The following is a 20,208-nucleotide window of genomic DNA, read 5'->3' as shown; positions in this document are numbered from 1 at the left end:
GCCCCGAGAACTTTGTCCAACGTTGTCCAATCTCCGCACTCGCGGGGGTGCCGCGGCCGCAGGCTGTCTTTCCCGGCGCGTTCCCGTGCCGGCAATGCAGAGGAGACAACGATGAGACGTGCACTGACAACGCTCGCGGCGAGCGTGTCGGCGGTCGGTATGGTCCTGGTGGGTGCCGCGCCCGGCACGGCGTTCGGGGCGGAAGTCCCGGCCGCGACGGCGGCCCTGGCCGGGACCGTGGGTACGCCGCTGAACGCCTTCACTGACCAGTCGGGTCTGGTCACGGTCAGCGTGTTTACGCATCGCGGGACCCCGGCACGGCAGCACTGGAACAACGAGACGATCACGATTCCCGACCCGGACATGATCGCCATCGGAGGTGGCGGGACAGCCACCAACCAGGGCGCAGGTGCGCTGTTGACCGCTTCCTACCCGAACGCCGACCTGTCCGGCTGGGTGGTCAGTTCGAAGGACCACGTCAATAAGGCGCCGCACGAGCTGGTCACCTACGCGATCGGGCTCAAGGTAGCGGGAATGACCCGCGCCGAACTGGCCGCGTCGGTATATGTCGGTTCGGCGTCCAACTACGGACCGCATCCCGAGGCTGAGGCGGGTATCCCCTCCGCCAGCTACGTGCTCGTCGGCGGCGGCTTCAAGATCGACTGGAGTGGCGCCGGCAACCTCGCGACAGCCTCCTTCCCGTCCAGCGCGTCGTCTTGGAAGGCCAGGTCCAAGGACCAGGGCGCGTCCTCTCCGGCGACGCTGCACACATATGCGATCGGGCTGCGCCGTTCCTTGCCAGTAGGTGCCGTGTCGACCGTCATAGCCGCCGCCGCCGGAAGCCAGGCGGCCCACCCCACTGCCACCGCGGTGCTGCCCCAAGGTTACGTCCTGACTGGTGGCGGGGCTGACGTGCACTGGAACCGCGCTGGCAACCTGCTGTGGAAACTCGAGCCGACCCGCACGTCGACCCAGTACTTCATCGCGGCGTCCAAGGACCACGGTCACTCCGATCCGTCCACGATCGACGTGTACGCCGTGGGAATCCGCCTTATGTAGGCGGCGTCCGGGCCGTCCGTCCGCGTTTCTGTTGAAGACGGACGGCCCGGTAACGTCCCTCAGAATGCCTGCACCGGTACGGCATGGTGCCTGCGCTCGACCGCCGTCGGACGGCTGGCGGCCAACTGCCCGGCCACGGTACGCAGGCCGAGTTCGGGATGCGCGGCCGCGTTGGCCGCGGCGTACGCGAGGTAGTTCGGCAGTCCGGCGCAGGCGGAGACGATGGCTGCCGCTCCGGCCGGGTCAGCGGCGAGTCGGCGGGCGCCCAGCCGGGCCGCCAGCAGGTGCTGGGACTGGGCCTCGTCGAGCCGGTCGAGCACGATCAACCGGGCGTTCTCCAATGCGACGAGGCTGTTCAGTCGGCTCCGGCTGGTCACCAGGGCCAGGCCGCCAGGGGTGCCGGGCAGCAGCGGCCGGACCTGGCCGGCGTCGCACGCGTCGTCGAGCAGCACCATCACCCGCCGTTCAGCCAGAAGACTCCGGTACAGGCCAGCCTGGACGTCCAGGCCAGCCGACAGCTGCGAGGCCGGCGCTCCCAGCGCGGTCAGAAATCCGCGCAGCACCTCGCCCGGCGGCACCGGGCGGCGGCCGGAGCCACGCAGGTCCGCGTAGAGCTGCCCGTCCGGGAATCGAGTTGCGGCCCGATGCGCCCAGTGCACGGCCAGGGCGGTCTTGCCCATTCCTGCGGCGCCGCCGACCGACGAGATCACCGCAGGGCCGCGGCCCGGCTGGGCGTCCAGGACGGCCAGGGCCGCGGCCCGCCCGGTGAACGCGGGGACATCCCCCGGCAGTTGCCGGGGGGCCGGGCGCAGCTCGTCCACCCGGTCCCGGGCGGTTGCCAGCGCGCCCAGTTCGGTGGGGGTGGCGTCGAGCTGACGAGCCAGCTCGTCAAGCTTGTCGACTGACGGCAGGACCTTTCCCGTGAAATAGGCGCCGATGATGCCGCGCGACCAGCCGGTACGGGTGGCGAGGTCCCGGTAGGTGGCCACCCGCGTCTTCCGCATGCGCGCCTGGCGGCGGCGCAGTCGGCGGAGGAGGCTCGCGAGGTCCTCGGCCGATGACACCGTCGCCGCGTCTCTGACGAGTCCTTCGCGATCCATCCCGCCCCCGCTTCGCCTCTGCCCGCCCTGCCCGTCCGGGTGTCGGCCCAGCACAGCAGATCGCCGCTTGACGACCGATTGATGAACTCTTGACGGTGGACCCGCACCAGGTCGGATAGCCGCCCACAGGGGAAATACCGACTTATTGGACAATCTCCCGGGACGGTTGTCGGGCGCGCGGGGAGGTCGGGTGGAGTTCCGGATGCTGGGCCCACTGCTGGTCATCATCAGTGGCGAGGCCGTCAGTCTCGGCCCGCCACTGCAGCGCAAGGTCCTGGCCGCGCTGCTCGTACGGCGCAATGTGACGGTTCCCCGCCGCACGCTCCTGACCGATGTCTGGTCCGAGGACGCGGCCGTCTTCGACGAGTGGGAGCGGGACGAGCCCTGTTCAAGGAGATGCTCATCCAAGGTCACGACGCGCTGTCGGCCGACCGGCCGGCGGTCGCCGGGCAGCGCCTGGACGTCGCGCTGAGCCTCTGGCGCGGGCGGCCGCTGGAAGCGGTTCCACCACGAGGAGTTCGCCCGCGCGAGCGTGGCCCGTCTCGAAGCGGTGCGGCTGGGCGCGCTCGAGGCCAGGGTCGACGCGCTCCTGCGCCTTGACCGGCACCACGCGATGATGTTCGGGCTGGCTCCCGCCGTCGCCGTCGCCGCCGTGCCGGGCCCGACCCGAACCGATCTGCGGCTGAGTGGCCGCACCCTGCGCGCCGACCGGGCGCAAATACCTGGCTACCGGCGTGCTCGCCGCAGTCGCCGTGGCCGTGGCCGCCTTCACGATCGAGGCGGCGCTGTCGCTGCCGGGTGGTTTGCGGCTGGCGTCCGGTTCGGATCCTTCGCCAGATCAGGGCGGTTCAGCAGCTCCGCCATGCCAACCTGCAGGACCGCCTCGTCGCGGATCTGCACGCGAGGGCCGGCCCGCCGCAACGATGAGCCGCGCCGGCTGGTGGCCGTACTCGCAGGTCACCGGGCGATGGCATGGAGGCGGGCTCCGTCGGAGACCAAGATGGACTCGCCGGTCACCACAGGGGAACTGGTGAAGTTCTCGGTGCCCGCGCGGTAAACGGCACGGCGGGAGCCGTCGAGGGCCGACAGCAGGTGCAGCTCGCCGCGGGCGAGCGGGGCGTAGAGCATGCCATCCGCGTATGCAGGCGGGGCGCCTAGCGGCGCTTCGGAAGAAGATGTCCAACTCAGCTCGCCACGGACGGAGTCCAGCGCGTAGAGCACCCCGTCGTTGTCCGTCATGAAGACGTGACCGCCGCGTTCGTTCCCGCCCCAGACCAGGCTGACAGTCCAGAGTCCCGGCGAGAGCACCTGCCACTCGACTCTGCCGACACCGCCTTGCACGGCGGCGATCTGCTTGCCGGACGGCAGGTACACCCGGTCACCGACGGCCAACGCGGGCGGGTTCCGGTCGCTGTTGCCACCGGTTTCCAGGGTCATGGCGACAACGCCGGTGTCCGCGTCGACCGCGAGCCATGCGGCTGCGGGATCGGTGCCGAACGCGTCGTGGTCTGAACGGCTCACGTAGATCAGATCGCCCGCGACGGCGGGCGCCGACAGCTCCAAGTCGCCGACCGGCAATGTCCAGCGACGCGCACCGCTGGCGGCGTCGATCGCGTGCAGGGTGCTGGCCAGCGACCCGACGGTACGGCTGCTGATCGCATAGACGGTGCCGTCCGCGAGGACAGGCGACGCGGTGAAGTCCTGGCCCTCGTCCGCCCGGTAGAGCCAGGCGAGGCCGCCGTCCGCAGCGTTCAGCGCGACCAGGTGCGGCGACTGAGAGGCGACATGGACCAAGTCCCGCCCGACTGCGGGAGTGAACGACGGGACATACTCATCGCCGACATCATCGATGGATGTTTTACTGAATTTCCAGAGCACGCGGCCGGTCTTGAGGTTCAGCGCGGTGACTACGCCACCACCTGTGCCGTAGACGGCGTCGCCGGCCACCGCCGGCATCGCCGAGACACCTTGGTAGGACCAGCGGACGTCGCCGGTCTCCGGCCGGGTCGCCAGGTTGATGACATAGCCGGCGCCACCGACGGCGGCGGCCACGCCCGCGGCCAAGAACGCCCGCCTCCGGACACCGGAGCGTGCCGCGGCCGGAGTCGTCGCCGCGGGATCACCAGGTTCCGGTGGGACGGGAATCTGTTGGGGTGACATGGCCATGGCAACTCCTCGTCACGCGCCGAGGGTACTTCCTCGCCGCTGGCCGTCCATCGTGTCGCTCCGGCGGCCCCGGTTCGGATCACGTTGGACATCGGTAGACAGGACCGTTCCGCCGCCACACCGACGAGCGTCACTGCGATACATTTCGTTACCTTGGCCACGCCGTGGATGGGTGCGGGCAACCGGCCGGATGGGGGCGAGATGGCGGGTGGGCGCCTGGCGTCCGAGGATGACTTCGCTTCGGCGGTCGTCGCGGGCGGTTCCTCGGCCGAAGGCCTCGGTGGCCTGCTGCGCTTGCTTCGGCACCGGCACGCCCGGCGGCAAGGAATCCCCGAACCGACCTATCGCGAATTGGCGATGGTCACCGGCTGGGCGCGCAGCGCCATCGGGCACTACTTCACCGGCCGAGTCCTGCCACCGACGGACCGTTTCGACGACCTCATCCGTTTGTTAGGCGCCGCTCCGACCGAACTCGCCCCGCTCGCCGCGGCCCGCGACCGGGTTGAGGAGCTACGCCGTGCCACCGTCGTGACACCAGCCGGATCGGTGGCGCCACTGCCGCGTCAACTGCCGCACGAGTTGACGGGTTTTGTCGGCCGGCAGGAGGAACTGGCCGTTCTGGACTCCCTCGTACCCACCGCGACCAGACCCGCGGCAGACTCCGTCGCGACGATCTCCGGTCCGGCAGGCCTTGGCAAGACCGCGCTGGCGGTGCGGTGGGGCCAGCAGGCCATCGCCGGGTTTCCCGACGGGCAGCTCTATCTCGACATGCGCGGATTCGGGCCCGGATGCCAGCCTCTGACGCCGGAGACCGCGCTGCGCTTCCTGATGGACTCGCTCGGCGTCGCATCGTCGGCGCTCCCGCGCGACATCGAGGAGCTGGCGGATCTCTACCGCGCCGTCATGTCGGGACGGCGAATGCTGATCCTGCTGGACAACGTGGGCACAGTGGCACAGGTCCGGCCGCTCCTGCCCGGATCGACCGATGCGGCGGTGCTCATCACCAGCCGGCGCACGCTGCGGGACCTGGTCGACCAGGACGGCGCCAGGGCCGTGCGGCTGAAGCCGCTGTCGATGGACGAGGCGCGGGAGCTACTCGGTGATCGGATAGGGGCCGGCCGGCTCGCCGGAGAACCTGCCGCCACCGACCGGGTGATCGTGGCGTGCGCCCGGCTGCCGTTGGCGCTGGCCATGGTCGCCGCTCGTGCCGCCGCCGACCCCTCGCTGCGGATGGATTCCCTCGCCCGAGAGCTGAGAGCGGCCTCCGGGCCTGCCGCACTGCAGAGCGACGACGGCGGCACCGATGTGGATCACGTGCTCCGATGGTCGTACCGGCTGCTGTCGACCGGGGCCGCCCGGCTCTTCCGCCTGCTGTCGGTGCACCCCGGCCCGTCTGTGTCGGAGGCCGCCGCGGCGAGCCTGGCCTCCATCCCGGTGTCCGACGCCGCCCGGGCGCTGGCTGAGCTCGCCGAGGTGGATCTGCTCGCCGCGGACGGGCCGGATCGGTACCAGATGCACGATCTTCTCCGGGAGTATTCCGGCTGGCTGTCGGGGCGGATCGACGCCGAGGCCGACATTGGGTCGGCACGCCATCGGTTGTACGGGCACTATGTGCTGACCGTACGAGCGGCGATCGCGCAGCTGGACCCAACGCCGTACCCGATCCCTGCGGCTGACGACGCTCCAGACGCCGTCGCTTGCTTCTTCGCCGATCGCAGCGCTGCGGCGGCATGGTTGACCGCCGAGCACCGCTCGCTGCTGCGCATCCTGGCCGCGCCACGGCACAATGACCTGATTGATCGGATGACCTGGCGGCTGGCCGCCCCGCTAGCCGAACTCGTCGATCGGCACGCGGAGAGCCGGGCGGACCTGGACACGCTGCGGGCCGTAGTGGTGGCCGCAGACCGGGCCGGCGAGCCGGCCGCCCAGGCGGCCGGTCGGCTGGGTCTGGGGCGAGAGCTCGCTCGGCAGCAGCAGCTCACCGAGGCACAGCACCACCTGAATCTGGCGCTACGGGCCTACCGGAAGCTAGGTGACCGCGCGGGCACGGCCCGCGCCTGCCGAAACCTGTCCCTCGTCGCCGAAGGACTCGGCGAGCACGAGGAGGCACGACGCCTCGCCGCCTCGGCGATGGCCATCTTCCGGGCGCTGGGCGAACGAGCCGGCCTGGCGCGTGCGCTCAGCGGAATCAGCGGCATCCACCGCGATCTGGGCGAGCACACCCAGGCGGCGGGCCGCGCCGAGGAGGCGCTCAGCCTCGCCAGGCATACCCAGGACCCGGTGACAGAGGCCCGGACCTGGAACGAACTCGGCGGTGCCTACCACCGGCTCGCCGATCACCGGCGGGCGGTCGGCGCGCACATGCAGGCGTTGGCGCTCTACCGCGCCCTCAGTGACCGCCTCGGCGAGGCGATGACCCTGGACGCCCTCGGCGACGCCCATCACGCTGCGGGCAACCGTGGCGAGGCCCTCCGATGCTGGTCCCTCACTGTCACGGTCCTGGACACTGCGGGTCTCCCTGACGAGACCGGTGCCAGGAGGAAGCTGGCCCGTGCCCGGGGCGGGTCCACCGTGGTCGCACCGGCCGAGTAACCGGAAGGTCGTCGGCCAACGTGGGCGCCTACCACCGTCAGCGACGGAATCCGCCGACCGGTTGTTCCTCGACTGTCGACGATGTCCCGGGCCTCGGCCTGACGGCGGGTCGCCGTCCCGGCCTGTGCGTCAGAACGGTACGCAGACGAGTTCGCTGTACAGGTAGTCGATCTGTTCCGGCTTCAGGTGCGCGCTGCGGAACATCTTGCGCCGCGGCGAACCGAGCAGGATCGACGGCGCCGGACGGTGGTCGGCCACCCGCAGCTCCACCAGCGTGGCGGGCAGGCCTTGGCGCAGCAGCAGGTGCCGGGACAGCTGGCGGAAACCTCGCCGGAGCACGGCCGGGTCGCTGGCGTAGACAATCGACGCGAACAGTGGGAGGTTCTTCGGCCGGTCCCGGCGGAACACGACGTAACACCACCGGCCGCCGTACCGGATGACCACGTGCCGGGCCGCGGCCGCGTCCACATGGTCCCGGTAATGCCGCAGGTCCGCACCGGTCAGGGTCCGCTCGATGACGCCGGGGTCCGCGCTGACCCGGCACCGGCCCGGCAGCGACGGCCAGGGCAGATTCGGCACCAGTGCCAGGGTCGTGTCGAGGAACTCGAAGTGGAGCCGGGTGTTGATCGGCACCACGGTGCCGCTGGGCGACAAGTCGGTGAAGTCGTAGCCGTCCTGGGCGAGCAGCGCCTTCAGCAGTCGGACGCTGTGAAACCGGTACTCCGGCAGCACGCTCCAGCCGCCCAGGTTGCACAGCGCCCGCTGCTCGCCGTCGATCATGCGGTCGGCGTAGAAGGCAAGGTAGGCGCCGACCACCGCGGCGTCCTTCGCGTCGTCGACAAGCATGAACCCGTGATTCGGGGCCTGCACCGGCCACGGTGGCCTCAACGACCGGGCCCAAGTGGCAGCCGACAAGCGGCTGTTGAGATTGCCGTGCAGGAATTCCGCCACCGACGGCACGTCGGCTGCGGTGATCGGGGCGACTCGAACAACCATCTCCCCATGCCCCTCCAACCGAGCTCGGCGTATGCCCGCATCAAGAGAGAGGATTCCAGCCGATCGTTCCCGGTCGTAGTCCCAAAAGTCACGCTCAATGCGAGTGAGACTCATCTTCGCGACCCGGCTCTCCCTGGCCTTGCCGGAAGTGGACTGCCCGGGCCAACGACCAGAGTCGCAAGTCGCAGGCAACCGTCGCCGCGCTCACCAACACCTGCGACATGGGCATGCTCCTGGCAAAGGTGCCCTACAACCGCGGCACCGCGAGCTGCGACCTGACCACCATCGTCGGGCAACTGCGCGACACCGAGAGCCGGCCATGACGGCCACGCTCGTGCTCACGGTCGTGCTCGCCGCCTACATCCCCGGCACCGTCTTGCTCGCCGGCTTCGCCCTGATGATGCTCGCCACCTCGATCGCGATGATCCGCGGCCGGCGCCCCAAACCGGGCAAGCCCGTACCCCACGAACTGCCCGTCCTGCACGGCATCGCCGACGGGATCATCGTCGGCCTGGTCACCGGTCATGCGCTGCCTGCCCGGCCTGGTCGTGCCGGACGCGGGCGCCGACCGGTGCCGCCGGAAGCAGCGCGGGGTCACATGACCCGGTCGCGCAGGGCCAACGGCCGAAGCGATGCCAGGGCTTGTCGACCTACGCTGGGGGAAAGTGGCAACCGAGCGGATCCTTCTCCGCGTAAAGGAGCGGGCGTCCGCGGATACCTTGGCCGGGAGGTTGGCCCGATGGGAACCGACGACAAGCAGCGACAGTTCGATCAGATCGTCGCCCGCCTGACCTCCGACTATCCGTCGCTGGCGGGGCGTCGGCGCTGGTCCCGTCGTTCTTTGATCACCGTGGCGGTCGTGGGCGGACTGATCTGGGGTTTGCTGTCCGTGGCGATGGTCGCCTGGGGCGCCACCGGTGTGGTGCTGACCGGTGCCCTGGTCGTCATCCTCGGCGCGGGAGCCGCCGTGGATGCCTATCGCCGAGATCGGCGGCGGTGACGAACTCGCCCGGCCGACATCCGCCGCCGCCGTCGGGAGTCCTACCGCGCCGCCGACGTGGTGGCCTGTCTGCTCGGCCCGGAGGAGGAACGGCAATGACCGTACTGGTGGCATATGGAACGACCGGCGGCTCCACCGCCGAGATCGCCGGCTGGATCGCCGAGGAACTCAGCGCCGCCGGGCTCGAGGTGCGGCTGTTGGCGGCCGGCGCGGTGGACGACGTGGCCGGCTACGACGCTCTCGTGCTCGGCGCCTCGATGTACGCGTCAGGCTGGCACGCCGACGCCCGCAAGTTCGCCAAACGGTTCGCCGGCCGGTTCGCCGACCGTCCGGTCTGGTTGTTCAGCAGCGGTCCGCTCGACCACACTGCCGACGACGCCGGCCTGCCGCCGAACCACCAGGCCGAGATGGCGATGCGGTCGCTCCAGGCGCGGGAGCACGTGACATTCGGTGGCCGGCTGACCGCCGAGGCGCACGGCTGGCTCGGCTTCGTGGCCCGCCGAATGGAGCGCGAGGGTCACTCGGGCGACTTCCGCAACCCGGAGCGGATCCGGGCGTGGGCACGCGAGGTTGCCGCCGAGATCGCCTTGACGCACCGGCAGACGTGATGGCCAACGGCGACCGGTCTGCCGATCGACCGGGGCATTCGGGCCATCCGGCCCTGCTTGCACCGCATGCTCCGCCGTCACGGTAGTGGCAGAGAGAGCAGGAGGTCACGTCATGCATGCGTCCTCTCATCACGCGGCCGACGCCGGAGCACGAGGTGCCCTCGAGTCCGCCGCACGCGCATCGCTGCACGCCCCGTCGGTGTTCAACACCCAGCCGTGGAAATGGCGGCTCACCGGGAACGTCCTGGAGCTGCGGTCGGATCCGGCCCGAAGGCTTGAGGCCGTCGACCCCGAGGGCACCCTGATGATGCTCAGCTGCGGAACGGCTCTGCATCACGCCCGGGCTGCCCTGGCCGCGGCCGGCAGGCAGGCTGTTGTGGAACGTCTGCCCGACGCCGATGACGCCACCCTGCTGGCCCGGCTTCGGCTGGGTGCTACCGCGCCACCGGATCCGCAGGTGCGGGCGATGGTGGGCGCGATCACCCGCCGGCGTACCGACCGCCGTGCCTTCGGTGCGCGGGAGGTTCCGAACGAGACGCTCCAGCAGCTCGGCCTGCTGGTCGAACGGGAAGGCGCGCGCCTGCACCGGGTGCGCCCGGATCAGATCGCGCTGTTGACCGTCTCCACCGATCTGGCCGCGGCCGCGGAACTCGACGATCCGGAATACCGCGACGATCTGCGGCAGTGGACCAGCCGTCCGCCCGCCAGCAGCGACGGCGTGCCCCTGGCGACCGCGGTCCGGCCGGGTCTTCGCCGGGTGCCGCTACGCGACTTCGATCCGGCCGGCGGGGAAGGGATGCCGGCTGGCACGGGGCGGGACCAGGGTGCCGCGTACGTCGTGGTCTTCGGCATCGGGTACCGCCCGATCGATCTGCTGCGTGGTGGCGAGGCACTGTCCGCGTTGCTGCTCACCGCAACGGCCGAAGGGCTGTCGACGGCCCCACTCAGCGACGCCGTCGAGGTGACGTGGCCCCGCCATCTACTCCGCTACCTGCTGTCGGGCCGGGGCGAGCCCTACGTCGTCGTCCGTCTGGGGTACGTGGATTCCGATGAGCCCCTGCCGCCGGTGCCGCGGCGGGACGCGGCCGAGGTGATCGAAGTCTGTCCGTAGTGCCGGAGCCTCCGCGATCCGGGACTTTCGCACCTGGTCGGCCGGGCGGCCGTCCACCAGGCTGGTGGCATGGCAGCGATCGTCGTTGAGGAGCTCACCCGCGACTACGGACCGATTCGCGCGGTCGATCACGTCAGCTTCACCGTCGAGCCCGGGGAAGTGTTCGCGTTGCTGGGGCCGAACGGGGCCGGCAAGACGACCACGGTGGAGATCCTGGAGGGCTACCGGTCTCCAGACGGCGGTCGCGTGTCCGTGCTCGGCTTCGATCCGGCGACGGGCGGGCGGGCATACCGCGAACGGATCGGCATCGTGCTGCAGTCCGCCGGTTTCGAGGAGGAGTTCACCGTCGGCGAGCTGATCCGGATGCAGGCCGCGCTCTACCCCCGCCGGCACGATCCCGACGAACTCGCCGAGCTGGTCGGCCTCGCCGACCGCAGCCGCACCCGGGTGAAGGCGCTCTCGGGCGGGCAACGCCGCCGCCTGGACCTGGCCCTCGGGCTGGCGGGCGCACCGGACCTGCTGTTCCTCGACGAGCCGACCACCGGCTTCGACCCGGCGGCCCGGCACCACGCCTGGGACCTGATCGAACGGCTGCGCCGCCTCGGCACCACGATCCTGCTCACCACGCACTACATCGAGGAGGCTCAGCGCCTGGCGGACCGGGTCGCCGTGCTCCGCGATGGACACCTGGTCGCGCTGGGTCGCCCGAGCGAGCTGGAAGCGTTGTGCGGCCTCCCCACCCGGATCACGTTCAGCTTGCCTCCCACCGCCGCGGCGGCGGATCTGCCGGGGGTGTCGGGCAGCGTCACCCTCGACGACCGGACGGTGGTGATCCGGACGCATCAGGCCCTCGCCGACACCCACGCGCTCACCGGCTGGGCCCGTGCCCGGGGCATCGACCTGCCGGGGCTGACGTTGACACCACCCACGCTCGAGGACGCCTACCTGAGCCTGACCGGGGAGCCGGCAGATGACGACAGCTGAGCACGCCTCCGCACCGTTGACCACCCAGGCGCGGTCGTCGCCCTCCCTGGTGGCGGCGATGACCGGTCATGCGCTGCGGAGCTTCGTCCGCACGCCCATGTCGGCGTTCTTCACTCTGATCTTCCCGCTGATCTTCCTGATCGTGGTGTCCGCGATCGTCGGCAACGAGATGACCGGGGCCGGCGTACCAGTGGCGCAGTTCCTGGTGGCGCCCTTCGCGGTCTTCGGCGTGGCCGAGGCGGCGTTCGTGGTGCTGGCGACCGACACCGCCGTCCTGCGCGAGAGCGGCGTCCTGATGCGCTTGCGGGGCACGCCGGTGCCGGCCTGGACGGTGCTGGCCGGACGTATCGGCGCGGCCCTGGTGGTCGCGGGTTTTGCGGTCGTCCTGCTCACCGGGGTAGGCGCCGGGGTGTACGGCGTCGAGATCATCTGGCGCAAGGTGCCGGCCCTGCTGCTGACGCTCGTCCTCGGCATCGCCTGCTTCGCCGCTCTCGGCCTGGCCCTGGTCTCGGTGACCCGCACCTCGCTGGCCGTGCAGACCCTGAGCCAGGGGTTGCTGATCCCGCTGGCGTTCATCTCGGACGTCTTCATCGTCGGCGCCGACCTGCCGGTCTGGCTGGCCCGGATCGGCTCGGCGCTGCCGCTCAAACACTTCGCGCGCGCCGCGGCGGAGGCCTTCGACCCGCACGGCGGCTACGGCTTCTCCCCCGGCGGGCTCGCCGTGATCGCGGCATGGGCAGTGCTGGGCGCCGTCGTCGCCGGACGGCGATTCGGCTGGTCTCCCCGGGGCACCGCGTCCCCTGCGGTCGCCCGTCCCACCCCGCCGAGCCGCGCCCCGGCCCCGGCCCCGGCCCCGGCCCCGGCCCCGGCCCGCGATCATGCCCTTGCGCCGCTGACCGCCCGGCGCGCGCCCGGCTCGATGCTGCGCGGGCAGATCCGGTACGCCCTCACCACCCAGTGGCGAGACCCGCTCTCGGTCTTCTTCGCGGTGGTCTTCCCGGTGTTGCTGCTCGCGCTCTTCCCCGCCGTGTTCCCCGACGGCCGGATCCACGGGCTGACCCAGGCGCAGTTTCTGTTGCCCGGGCTGGCCGCCTACGCCATCGCGGTCGCCGGCTACGTCAACATGCCCGAGGCCGTCGTGCAGGCGCGCGGCCGGGGCGTGCTCAAACGACTGCGGGGCACTCCCCTGCCGTGGTCGAGCTACCTCGCCGGCCGAGTGTGCTCGGTGCTGGTGGTCTCCGCCTTGTCCACGGTCCTGCTCGTGACGGTGGCGGTGCTGTTTCTGCGGGTTCGGATCGACCCGGTCCGGTTGCCGGCGCTGGCGTTCGGCGTGCTGCTGGGCGTGCTGTGCTTCACCGCGCTCGGGCTCGCGCTCGTGGCCCTGCTCCGGTCCGCCACCTCCTTGATCGCCGTCACCCTCGGCACGCTGCTGCCGCTCAGCTTCATCTCCGACGTCTTCGTCGTCGGCGACGCACCGCTGCCGGGCTGGCTGTCGGCGATCGCCGACGTGTTCCCGCTGAAGCATCTGGCACAGGCGCTCCTGGCGGCCACCGGTCCGGCCGGGCACGGCGCCGGCCTCGCCTACGGCCATCTCGCGATCGTCGCGGCCTGGGCGGTCGCCGGCCTGGTGGTACTCCGCCGGGTGCCGCTGCAACGGGCATGAGGCGATGCCGGCCGTCAGGCCGGCACCGCCTCGGTAGTCCTCGATCGGGTCAGCCTTGTTCGGCCCAGTCGCCGAGGGCCCAGTCGCGGACCTCGGGCATGTCCTCCATGTGTTCGACCACGTAGGCCTCGTGCTTGGCCAGTTGCTGCTCGCACCAGGCCTTCAGCTCGGTGGCGCCGCGCGGCAGCCGGCGGGCGTTGTTGATCGCGTCCAGCACCAAGTGATACCGCGACGCCTTGTTGCGGACGGTCATGTCGAACGGTGTCGTGGTGGTGCCCTGCTCGATGAAGCCGCGGACCCGGAACCGGTCGGCGTCCGGACGGCCGTGCACGAGTTGGTGGATCGCACCGGGGTAGCCGTGGAATGCGAAGACCACGTCGACGGTGTCGGTGAACAGCTCGGTGAACAGGGTCTCGCCCATGCCGTGCGGGTGGTCCTTCGGCCGTACCAGGGTCATCAGGTCGACCACGTTGACGACCCGGACCTTCAGCGCGGGCAGTTTCTCCTTCAAGATCTGCGCGGCCGCAACGGTCTCCATGGTGACCACGTCACCGGCGCAGGCCAGCACGATGTCCGGGTCGCTGGTGCCGTCGTCGGTGCCGGCCCAATCCCAGATCCCGGCGCCGCGCGCGCAATGCTCCTCGGCGGCGTCCATGCTCAGGAACTGCAGCTGGGGCTGCTTGTCGATGACGATCAGGTTGATGTACGACCGGGACCGGAAGCAGTGATCGGCCACCGACAACAGCGTGTTGGCGTCCGGCGGCAGGTAGACCCGGGCCACGTCGCCGCGCTGGGTCAGCACCACCTGGATCAGGCCGGGGCCCTGGTGGGAGAAGCCGTTGTGGTCGTTGCGCCACGCCGTGGAGGTCAGCAGCACGTTCAGGCTCGGCACCTTGGCACGCCACGGCAGGTGCCGGGACTCCTGCAACCACTTGCCGTGCTGCACCGTCTGGGAGGCACTGACCATGGCGAACGCCTCGTAGGTGGCGAACATGCCATGCCGGCCGGTCAGGGTGTAGCCCTCCAGCCAGCCGTGACAGTTGTGCTCGGAGAGCACCTCCATGACCCGTCCGTCACGGCTGATCTTCACGTCCTGGTCGGTGACGTGTTCCATGAAGCCCCGGTCGGTGACCTCGAAGACGTCGCCGAGACGGTTGCTGTTGGTCTCGTCGGGACAGAAGAGCCGGAAACTGTACGGGTTGCGCCGGTAGATGTCACGCATCAGCTCGCCGAGCTTGCGGGTCGACTCGGCCCGTCCCGCCGCCGGGCTTGGCACATCCACGGCGTAGTCCCGGAAGTCCGGCAGGTCGAGATCCTCGGTGAGCTTGCCGCCGTTGGCATGCGGGCTGGCACTCATCCGCAGGTCGCCCTCGGGTGCCAGCGCGCGGACGAGCTCCACCGGCGCGCCGGAGGCGTCGAACAGCTCCTCGGGGCGGTAGGAGCGCAGCCACTCCTGCAGGATGGCCAGGTGTTCGGGGTTGTCCCGGACGCCGGACAGGGGCACCTGGTGTGACCGCCAGGTGCCGGTCACCTGGATGCCGTCGACCTTGGCCGGCCCGGTCCAGCCCTTCGGCGACCGCAGGATGATCATCGGCCAGCGCGGTCGTTCACCATCCCATTCGCCGTCACGGGCCGCGACCTGGATAGCGCGGATCTTTCCCCACGCCTCGGCCAGCGCGGCGGCGAAACGGTGGTGCATGCCGGGCAGGTCCTCGCCGGTGACCTCGATGACGTCGTAGCCGTGCCCGTGCAGCAGCGCCCGGACCTCGGCGGGGTCCTTGCGGGCCAGCACCGTCGGCCCGGCGATCTTCGCCCCGTTCAGATGCAGGATCGGCAGGACCGCGCCGTCCCGAGCCGGGTTGATGAACGAGACCCCCTTCCACGACCCCTCCAGCGGGCCGGTCTCGGCCTCGCCGTCGCCGACCACGGCGATCGCGAGCAGATCGGGATTGTCCATCACCGCGCCGAACGCGTGCACCAGCACATAACCGAGCTCACCACCCTCATGGATGGAACCCGGCGTCGTCACCGACACGTGGCTGGGGATGCCGCCCGGGCTGGAGAACTGCCGGAACAGCCGCAGCATCCCCGCCTCGTCCTGGGAGACCTCCGGATAGATCTCGCTGTAGGTGCCCTCCAGGTAGCCGGCCGCGACCAGCGCCGGACCGCCGTGACCCGGCCCGGCGAGGTAGACAGCCTGCTGGCCGGTGTAGCGGATCAGCCGCGACACGTGCGCGTAGATCAACGACAGGCCCGGGCTGGTCCCCCAGTGCCCGAGCAGCCGCGGCTTGATGTGCTCGGGCGTCAGCGGCTCCCGCAGCAGCGGGTTGCCCCGCAGATAGATCTGACCGATCGTGAGGAAGTTACTGGCCCGCCACCAGGCGTCCAGCCGAGCGATCTCCGTGTCGTCCGGAGCGGCGAGGGCCCGCACCAACTCGTCGTCGTGGGCATGGACCTGATGATCCGATACGGCGGTCACGATCGTTCCTTCCGTGTGGCTATTGCCGGTCTGGTGACTTCCACGCTAGTGCGAAATCGATCGACCGGGGGGAGGGACGAAGGACGTCGATACCGGGCCGACCGGCCCCCGCCGGCGGGACCTTGGACCGGGCCGTCCGGCCCTACCGCAGCACGACGGCCGCCCGCGGTGGTCGGGGCCTCAATACCCGGCGTCGCGCTCTTCAACCCGAGAGGAAGGCCGGGCGGCGACATCCCCGGCCCGGTCAGGCGATGCCGTAGGCCAGGCCGGTGCCGAGGATGTTGCGGTCGTCGTAGCCGTACTCGAGCTCGTCGACGACGGCGACCACCCCGGGAATCCGGCGGATCTGCCGGTCGGCGATGTCTTTCGTCGAGAGCCGGTCGACGCGGCCGGTCAAGGTCACCACACCGTCCTGCACGGTGGCCCGCACCGTGTCGATCTCTTCCACGAGGAATCTCCGCAGCACTCCGGACTCCACGTCGGCGCGGATCTCGTCGTCGGGCCGGAGATGTGCCTTGAGCAGATCGCCTCGCGAGACGATGCCGATCAGCCGGCCGAGGTCGTCGATGACGGGAAGCCGCTTGACCGCCTCGCTGTCCATGAGCCGTGCCGCGGCGGCCAACGACGTGCCGGCGAGCACGGTGACCGGCGGTGAGCTCATCAGCTCGGCCGCGGTGCGCGCCGACGACTTGATCCGCTCGCCGCGACGGCGCCGGCCGTCGAACAGCCGTGGCTCCTCGTCGCCGGCGTACTCAATCTTACGGAGCAGATCCGCTTCGGACACCACGCCGGTCACGCGCTGGAAGTTGTCGACAACCGGTACCGCGCTGAACCGGTGGGCCACGAGCAGGTCCACCACCTCCCGGTATGACGCACTCTGTGAAACGGTGACCACTGCTGTGGTCATGACGTCGTCCACTTGCCAGGTCTTCATCGCGAAGCCTCCTCATCGGTCACCTCGGACGCTAGAAGCCACCGACGCGACGAGGCAGGGCCGACCGGCCCTCCTCCGCGGGGCTTCAGGCCGGCAGCGGCTGGGCGACCGGCACGAAGGACTCGGCCCGGTCCCTGATCCCGAGCAGCATCTTGCGCTCCATGATCAGGCTGCCCGGCTCCATCACGACCCGGTTGACGGCCTGGTTGACGACCCGGCGGGCGACCGAGGCCTCGTCCGGCACTGCGATCCGGTTCCGGCTGACGAGCCGGGTGCCGCCCCACTCCGGATCGAGCGCGAAGATCCAGACCCAGCGACCGTCGGAGGATCGGAAGGCCAACGTGCGCTCCGCGTCGCAGATCTCCACCCGCATGCCGGGTCCGTCCGGGCCCAGCGGCAACACATCACCGACGGCGAGGTGCTGAAACTCGGGCATGATCGCGTCCGCGCTGTGCATGCCGAGACCGAAGAGATTCTCGATCCAGTCGTAGGTGTAGGCGCCGCCGCGGCCGCTGCCCATCTGCACCAGCCACGGCCACACCGCGGACGGCGGCGCGTCGATCGTGATCGCACGCGTCGACATCAGCACCGGCCCGGGCAGCAGGTCGTCGCCCGGCATCGCCCGATCAGCCTCCTCCGGCGTCGCGCCATAGGTCAGGTACCACCGGCGGGCCGGCCGGCTGTAGGCGAGAGCCGCGATCAGCGCCGCTCCACCGATGCCCTTGATGAGGTCCTTGGCGAGTCCTCGCATGACGCCCTCCCCAGACGTAGTGATCCGGATATGACACTGCTCGCCAGCCCGAGCGACCGGTAGGGCCGCACGGCCCCCGGCAGCGGTAAAGGAGGGCCATGCGGCCCTACTGAAAGCCCTCGCCGAGGCGGTACCACCGAAGGGGAAGACATTCGATCGAGACGAGTGAGGGTGAGAGCCGGATGCCCAGGTACGTGTTCGACTTCGTGGAAGGCAACAAGGACCTCAAGGATCTGCTGGGCGGTAAGGGCGCGAATCTGGCCGAGATGACCCGGATGGGTCTCCCGGTGCCACCCGGCTTCACGATCACCACCGAGGCCTGCCGGGAGTATCTGCGCACCGCGACGATCCCCGCCGGACTGTTCGGCGAGGTCGAACAGCACCTGCGCCTGATCGAGGAACGCACTGGCAAGACCCTCGGCGACACCCGGGATCCGCTGCTGTTGTCGGTCCGTTCAGGCGGCAAGTTCTCCATGCCCGGCATGATGGAGACGATCCTCGACATCGGGCTGACCGACACCAGTGTGCTCGGCCTCGCGGCGCAGAGTGGTGACGAGCGCTTCGCGTGGGACTCCTACCGGCGGCTGATCCAGATGTTCGGCCGCACTGTGTGCGACGTCCCCGCCGACGAGTTCGAGACCGAGCTGACGGCGGCCCGGGCCGCCGCGGGCGTCACCTCCGACGCGGACCTCGGCGTGGCCGACTTGCGCCACCTCGTGGAGGCGTACAAGAAAGTCTTCCAGGCCCATGCCGGCCGGGACTTTCCGCAGGCGCCCCACGAGCAGCTGCACCTGGCCATCGCCTCGGTGTTCACGTCCTGGAACGCCGAGCGCGCGGTGCTCTACCGCCGCCAGGAACGCATCCCGCAGGACCTGGGCACCGCCGTCAACGTGATGGCGATGGTCTTCGGCAACCGGGGCGGTGACTCCGGCACCGGCGTCGCCTTCACCCGCGACCCGGCCACCGGGCGGCGGGGCATCTACGGCGACTATCTGCAGAACGCCCAGGGCGAGGACGTGGTCGCGGGCATCCGCAACACCGTCGGCCTACAGGAGCTGCAGCGCCTCGATCCCAGCAGCTACGCCCAGCTCATGACGATCGTCGGCAAACTGGAGGAGCGCTACCGCGACCTGTGCGACATCGAGTTCACCATCGAGCGCGGCAAACTCTGGATGCTGCAGACCAGGGTCGGCAAGCGCACCGCGGCCGCGGCGTTCATCATCGCCACCCAGCTCGTGGACGAGGGTGTGATCACCCTCGATGAGGCGCTGCAGCGGGTCACCGGCGCCCAGCTCGCCCAGCTGATGTTCCCGAGCTTCGACCGCTCGGCCGCGCCGGAGCCGCTGACCACCGGCGTGCCCGCCTCACCCGGCGCCGCCGTCGGGACGATCGTCTTCGACTCCGCGCACGCCGCGGCGGCCACCGACCCGGTCATCCTGGTTCGCCGGGAGACCAACCCCGACGACCTGCCCGGCATGATCGCCGCGCGCGGCATCCTCACCAGCCGCGGCGGCAAGACGTCGCACGCCGCGGTGGTGGCGCGGGGCATGGGCAAGACCTGCGTCTGCGGCGCCGACGAGCTCGTCATCGACCTGGAGCAGGAAACCGTCACCGTCCGGGACACCGTGCTGCACGCGGGCGACATGATCTCCCTCGACGGCACCACCGGCCGCGTCTACGCCGGCGCCGTGCCCGTCCACCCCTCCCCGGTGGTGCGCTACTTCGAGGGCGAGCTGCGGCCGGAGAACGATCCGCTGATCGCCGCGGTGCACCGGCTGCTCGGGCACGCCGACGCCGTACGCCGGCTCGGGGTGCACGCCAACGCCGACACGGCCGCGGACGCCGCCCGGGCCCGCCGCTTCGGCGCCACCGGTGTCGGGCTGTGCCGCACCGAGCACATGTTCCTCGGCGAGCGGCGTGAGCTGGTGGAGCGGTTGATCCTGGCCGCCGACGACAGTGCGAGGGACGCCGCGCTGGCGGCGCTGCTGCCGCTGCAACGGGCGGACTTCGTGGAGCTGTTCGAGGCGATGGACGGACTCCCGGTCACGGTGCGGCTGATCGACCCGCCGCTGCACGAGTTCCTGCCGGCGCTCGAGGACCTCACGGCCCGCGTCGCCCGGGCCGAGGCCCTGGGACAGGATCCGGGCCGCGATGGCGTCCTGCTGACCGCGGTGCGCCGGACGCACGAGGAGAATCCGATGCTCGGCCTGCGCGGGGTCCGGCTCGGCCTGGTGATCCCCGGCCTGTTCGCCATGCAGGTCCGGGCGATCGCCGAGGCCGCGGCGGCCCGGGTCGCCGCCGGCGGCGACCCGCGGCCGGAGATCATGGTCCCGCTGGTCGGCGCCGTGCAGGAGCTGGAGACGGTACGGGCGGAGGCCGAATCGGTCCTGGCCGGCGTCGACGGCGCACCGCCGATCCGGATCGGCACCATGATCGAGGTGCCGCGGGCCGCGCTGACCGCCGGCGAGATCGCCCACGCGGCCGAGTTCTTCTCGTTCGGCACCAACGACCTGACCCAGATGACCTGGGGCTTCTCCCGCGACGACGTGGAAGGAGCGTTCTTCGGCCGTTACCTGGCCCTGGGCATCTTCGCCGCGTCGCCGTTCGAGACCCTCGACACCTCCGGCGTCGGCGAGCTGGTCCGGATCGCCGTCACCCGGGGCCGGGCCGCCCGGCCCGACCTGACCGTCGGTGTCTGCGGCGAGCACGGCGGAGATCCCGCCTCCGTCCGGTTCTTCCACGACGCCGGACTCGACTACGTGTCC

The 20,208-nt window shown here is 70.7% G+C and carries 15 protein-coding genes and 1 pseudogene; 10 read left to right on the top strand and 6 right to left on the bottom strand.

Translation table 11 applies throughout. From position 1 onward, the window contains the following. Nucleotides 1–111: 111 nt before the first annotated feature. Nucleotides 112–1,059 (top strand): hypothetical protein, encoded by a 948-nt coding sequence (locus tag DMB66_RS26065; protein ID WP_125806752.1) that lies wholly within the window; start codon nucleotides 112–114, stop codon nucleotides 1,057–1,059. A 59-nt stretch (nucleotides 1,060–1,118) separates the two neighbouring features. On the opposite strand, the gene DMB66_RS26060 is transcribed toward DMB66_RS26065, so the two are convergent. After that, nucleotides 1,119–2,159, bottom strand: a complete 1,041-nt coding sequence (locus tag DMB66_RS26060) for a helix-turn-helix transcriptional regulator (protein ID WP_158647361.1) — start codon at nucleotides 2,157–2,159, stop codon at nucleotides 1,119–1,121. Nucleotides 2,160–2,361: 202 nt separating this feature from the next. Between DMB66_RS26060 and DMB66_RS26055 the strand changes: the two genes are divergently transcribed. Then, the gene (locus DMB66_RS26055) at nucleotides 2,362–2,631 is read left to right on the top strand and encodes a hypothetical protein (RefSeq protein ID WP_125806750.1); all 270 of its coding nucleotides are present in this window, start codon (nucleotides 2,362–2,364) and stop codon (nucleotides 2,629–2,631) included. Then, nucleotides 2,556–2,759 carry a BTAD domain-containing putative transcriptional regulator gene (locus tag DMB66_RS66030; RefSeq protein WP_370319198.1) on the top strand — a complete coding sequence of 68 codons (204 nt, stop codon included), beginning with the start codon at nucleotides 2,556–2,558 and terminating at the stop codon, nucleotides 2,757–2,759. Before DMB66_RS26055 ends, DMB66_RS66030 begins: the two co-directional genes overlap by 76 nt. A gap of 357 nt (nucleotides 2,760–3,116) precedes the next feature. Here DMB66_RS66030 and DMB66_RS26050 read toward each other — a convergent pair whose 3' ends face one another. Continuing rightward, nucleotides 3,117–4,319, bottom strand: a complete 1,203-nt coding sequence (locus DMB66_RS26050; protein WP_233624846.1) for a PQQ-binding-like beta-propeller repeat protein — start codon at nucleotides 4,317–4,319, stop codon at nucleotides 3,117–3,119. Nucleotides 4,320–4,478: 159 nt separating this feature from the next. Here DMB66_RS26050 and DMB66_RS26045 point away from each other — a divergent pair, with 159 nt between their 5' ends. Then, nucleotides 4,479–6,917 carry a tetratricopeptide repeat protein gene (locus DMB66_RS26045; RefSeq protein ID WP_125806748.1) on the top strand — a complete coding sequence of 813 codons (2,439 nt, stop codon included), beginning with the start codon at nucleotides 4,479–4,481 and terminating at the stop codon, nucleotides 6,915–6,917. A 129-nt stretch (nucleotides 6,918–7,046) separates the two neighbouring features. Here DMB66_RS26045 and DMB66_RS26040 read toward each other — a convergent pair whose 3' ends face one another. Then, entirely contained in the window at nucleotides 7,047–7,763 is a 717-nt protein-coding gene (locus DMB66_RS26040; protein WP_199752631.1) for a hypothetical protein, read from the bottom strand. A gap of 499 nt (nucleotides 7,764–8,262) precedes the next feature. On the opposite strand from DMB66_RS26040, the pseudogene DMB66_RS64030 reads away from it, so the two are divergent. The 5 genes and pseudogenes from DMB66_RS64030 to DMB66_RS26010 form a co-directional block, all read left to right on the top strand. Next, a pseudogene (locus DMB66_RS64030) lies at nucleotides 8,263–8,436 on the top strand (sulfite exporter TauE/SafE family protein); the annotation flags it as partial. 572 nt (nucleotides 8,437–9,008) lie between these two features. Then, nucleotides 9,009–9,521 (top strand): flavodoxin domain-containing protein, encoded by a 513-nt coding sequence (locus DMB66_RS26025; RefSeq protein ID WP_125806746.1) that lies wholly within the window; start codon nucleotides 9,009–9,011, stop codon nucleotides 9,519–9,521. Nucleotides 9,522–9,633: 112 nt separating this feature from the next. After that, nucleotides 9,634–10,632 carry a nitroreductase gene (locus DMB66_RS26020; protein ID WP_125806745.1) on the top strand — a complete coding sequence of 333 codons (999 nt, stop codon included), beginning with the start codon at nucleotides 9,634–9,636 and terminating at the stop codon, nucleotides 10,630–10,632. Between the two features lie 69 nt (nucleotides 10,633–10,701). Next, a complete protein-coding gene (locus DMB66_RS26015) occupies nucleotides 10,702–11,616 on the top strand; it encodes an ABC transporter ATP-binding protein (protein WP_125806744.1) in 915 nt (304 codons plus the stop codon). Continuing rightward, on the top strand, nucleotides 11,603–13,279 hold the full coding sequence (locus tag DMB66_RS26010) for an ABC transporter permease (RefSeq protein ID WP_125806743.1): 1,677 nt from the start codon (nucleotides 11,603–11,605) through the stop codon (nucleotides 13,277–13,279). Before DMB66_RS26015 ends, DMB66_RS26010 begins: the two co-directional genes overlap by 14 nt. Nucleotides 13,280–13,328: 49 nt before the next feature. Here DMB66_RS26010 and DMB66_RS26005 read toward each other — a convergent pair whose 3' ends face one another. From DMB66_RS26005 to DMB66_RS25995, 3 genes are all read right to left on the bottom strand, one after another. Then, entirely contained in the window at nucleotides 13,329–15,710 is a 2,382-nt protein-coding gene (locus DMB66_RS26005; protein ID WP_233624845.1) for a phosphoketolase, read from the bottom strand. A 292-nt stretch (nucleotides 15,711–16,002) separates the two neighbouring features. Next, entirely contained in the window at nucleotides 16,003–16,692 is a 690-nt protein-coding gene (locus DMB66_RS26000; protein ID WP_125806742.1) for a CBS domain-containing protein, read from the bottom strand. An 85-nt stretch (nucleotides 16,693–16,777) separates the two neighbouring features. Continuing rightward, nucleotides 16,778–17,443: an SRPBCC family protein gene (locus tag DMB66_RS25995; protein WP_125806741.1), complete on the bottom strand. Its 666-nt coding sequence runs from the start codon at nucleotides 17,441–17,443 to the stop codon at nucleotides 16,778–16,780. Between the two features lie 182 nt (nucleotides 17,444–17,625). Between DMB66_RS25995 and ppdK the strand changes: the two genes are divergently transcribed. Continuing rightward, nucleotides 17,626–20,208, top strand: a 2,583-nt coding sequence (gene ppdK / locus DMB66_RS25990) for a pyruvate, phosphate dikinase (protein WP_125806740.1), incomplete at its 3' end; no start/stop codon positions are given.

This window comes from Actinoplanes sp. ATCC 53533, from assembly GCF_003947245.1.
The sequence above is the reverse complement of the archived record's forward strand: the minus strand, read 5'-3'. Positions and strand labels throughout refer to the sequence as shown.

Excerpts from the sequence above, each read along its gene's own strand:
- DMB66_RS26065 (WP_125806752.1), top strand. The coding sequence starts at position 112 with ATGAGACGTGCACTGACAACGCTCGCGGCGAGCGTGTCGGCGGTCGGT.
- DMB66_RS26060 (WP_158647361.1), bottom strand. The coding sequence starts at position 2,159 with ATGGATCGCGAAGGACTCGTCAGAGACGCGGCGACGGTGTCATCGGCC.
- DMB66_RS26055 (WP_125806750.1), top strand. The coding sequence starts at position 2,362 with ATGCTGGGCCCACTGCTGGTCATCATCAGTGGCGAGGCCGTCAGTCTC.
- DMB66_RS66030 (WP_370319198.1), top strand. The coding sequence starts at position 2,556 with ATGCTCATCCAAGGTCACGACGCGCTGTCGGCCGACCGGCCGGCGGTC.
- DMB66_RS26050 (WP_233624846.1), bottom strand. The coding sequence starts at position 4,319 with ATGTCACCCCAACAGATTCCCGTCCCACCGGAACCTGGTGATCCCGCG.
- DMB66_RS26040 (WP_199752631.1), bottom strand. The coding sequence starts at position 7,763 with ATGCTTGTCGACGACGCGAAGGACGCCGCGGTGGTCGGCGCCTACCTT.
- DMB66_RS26025 (WP_125806746.1), top strand. The coding sequence starts at position 9,009 with ATGACCGTACTGGTGGCATATGGAACGACCGGCGGCTCCACCGCCGAG.
- DMB66_RS26020 (WP_125806745.1), top strand. The coding sequence starts at position 9,634 with ATGCATGCGTCCTCTCATCACGCGGCCGACGCCGGAGCACGAGGTGCC.
- DMB66_RS26015 (WP_125806744.1), top strand. The coding sequence starts at position 10,702 with ATGGCAGCGATCGTCGTTGAGGAGCTCACCCGCGACTACGGACCGATT.
- DMB66_RS26010 (WP_125806743.1), top strand. The coding sequence starts at position 11,603 with ATGACGACAGCTGAGCACGCCTCCGCACCGTTGACCACCCAGGCGCGG.
- DMB66_RS26000 (WP_125806742.1), bottom strand. The coding sequence starts at position 16,692 with ATGAAGACCTGGCAAGTGGACGACGTCATGACCACAGCAGTGGTCACC.
- DMB66_RS25995 (WP_125806741.1), bottom strand. The coding sequence starts at position 17,443 with ATGCGAGGACTCGCCAAGGACCTCATCAAGGGCATCGGTGGAGCGGCG.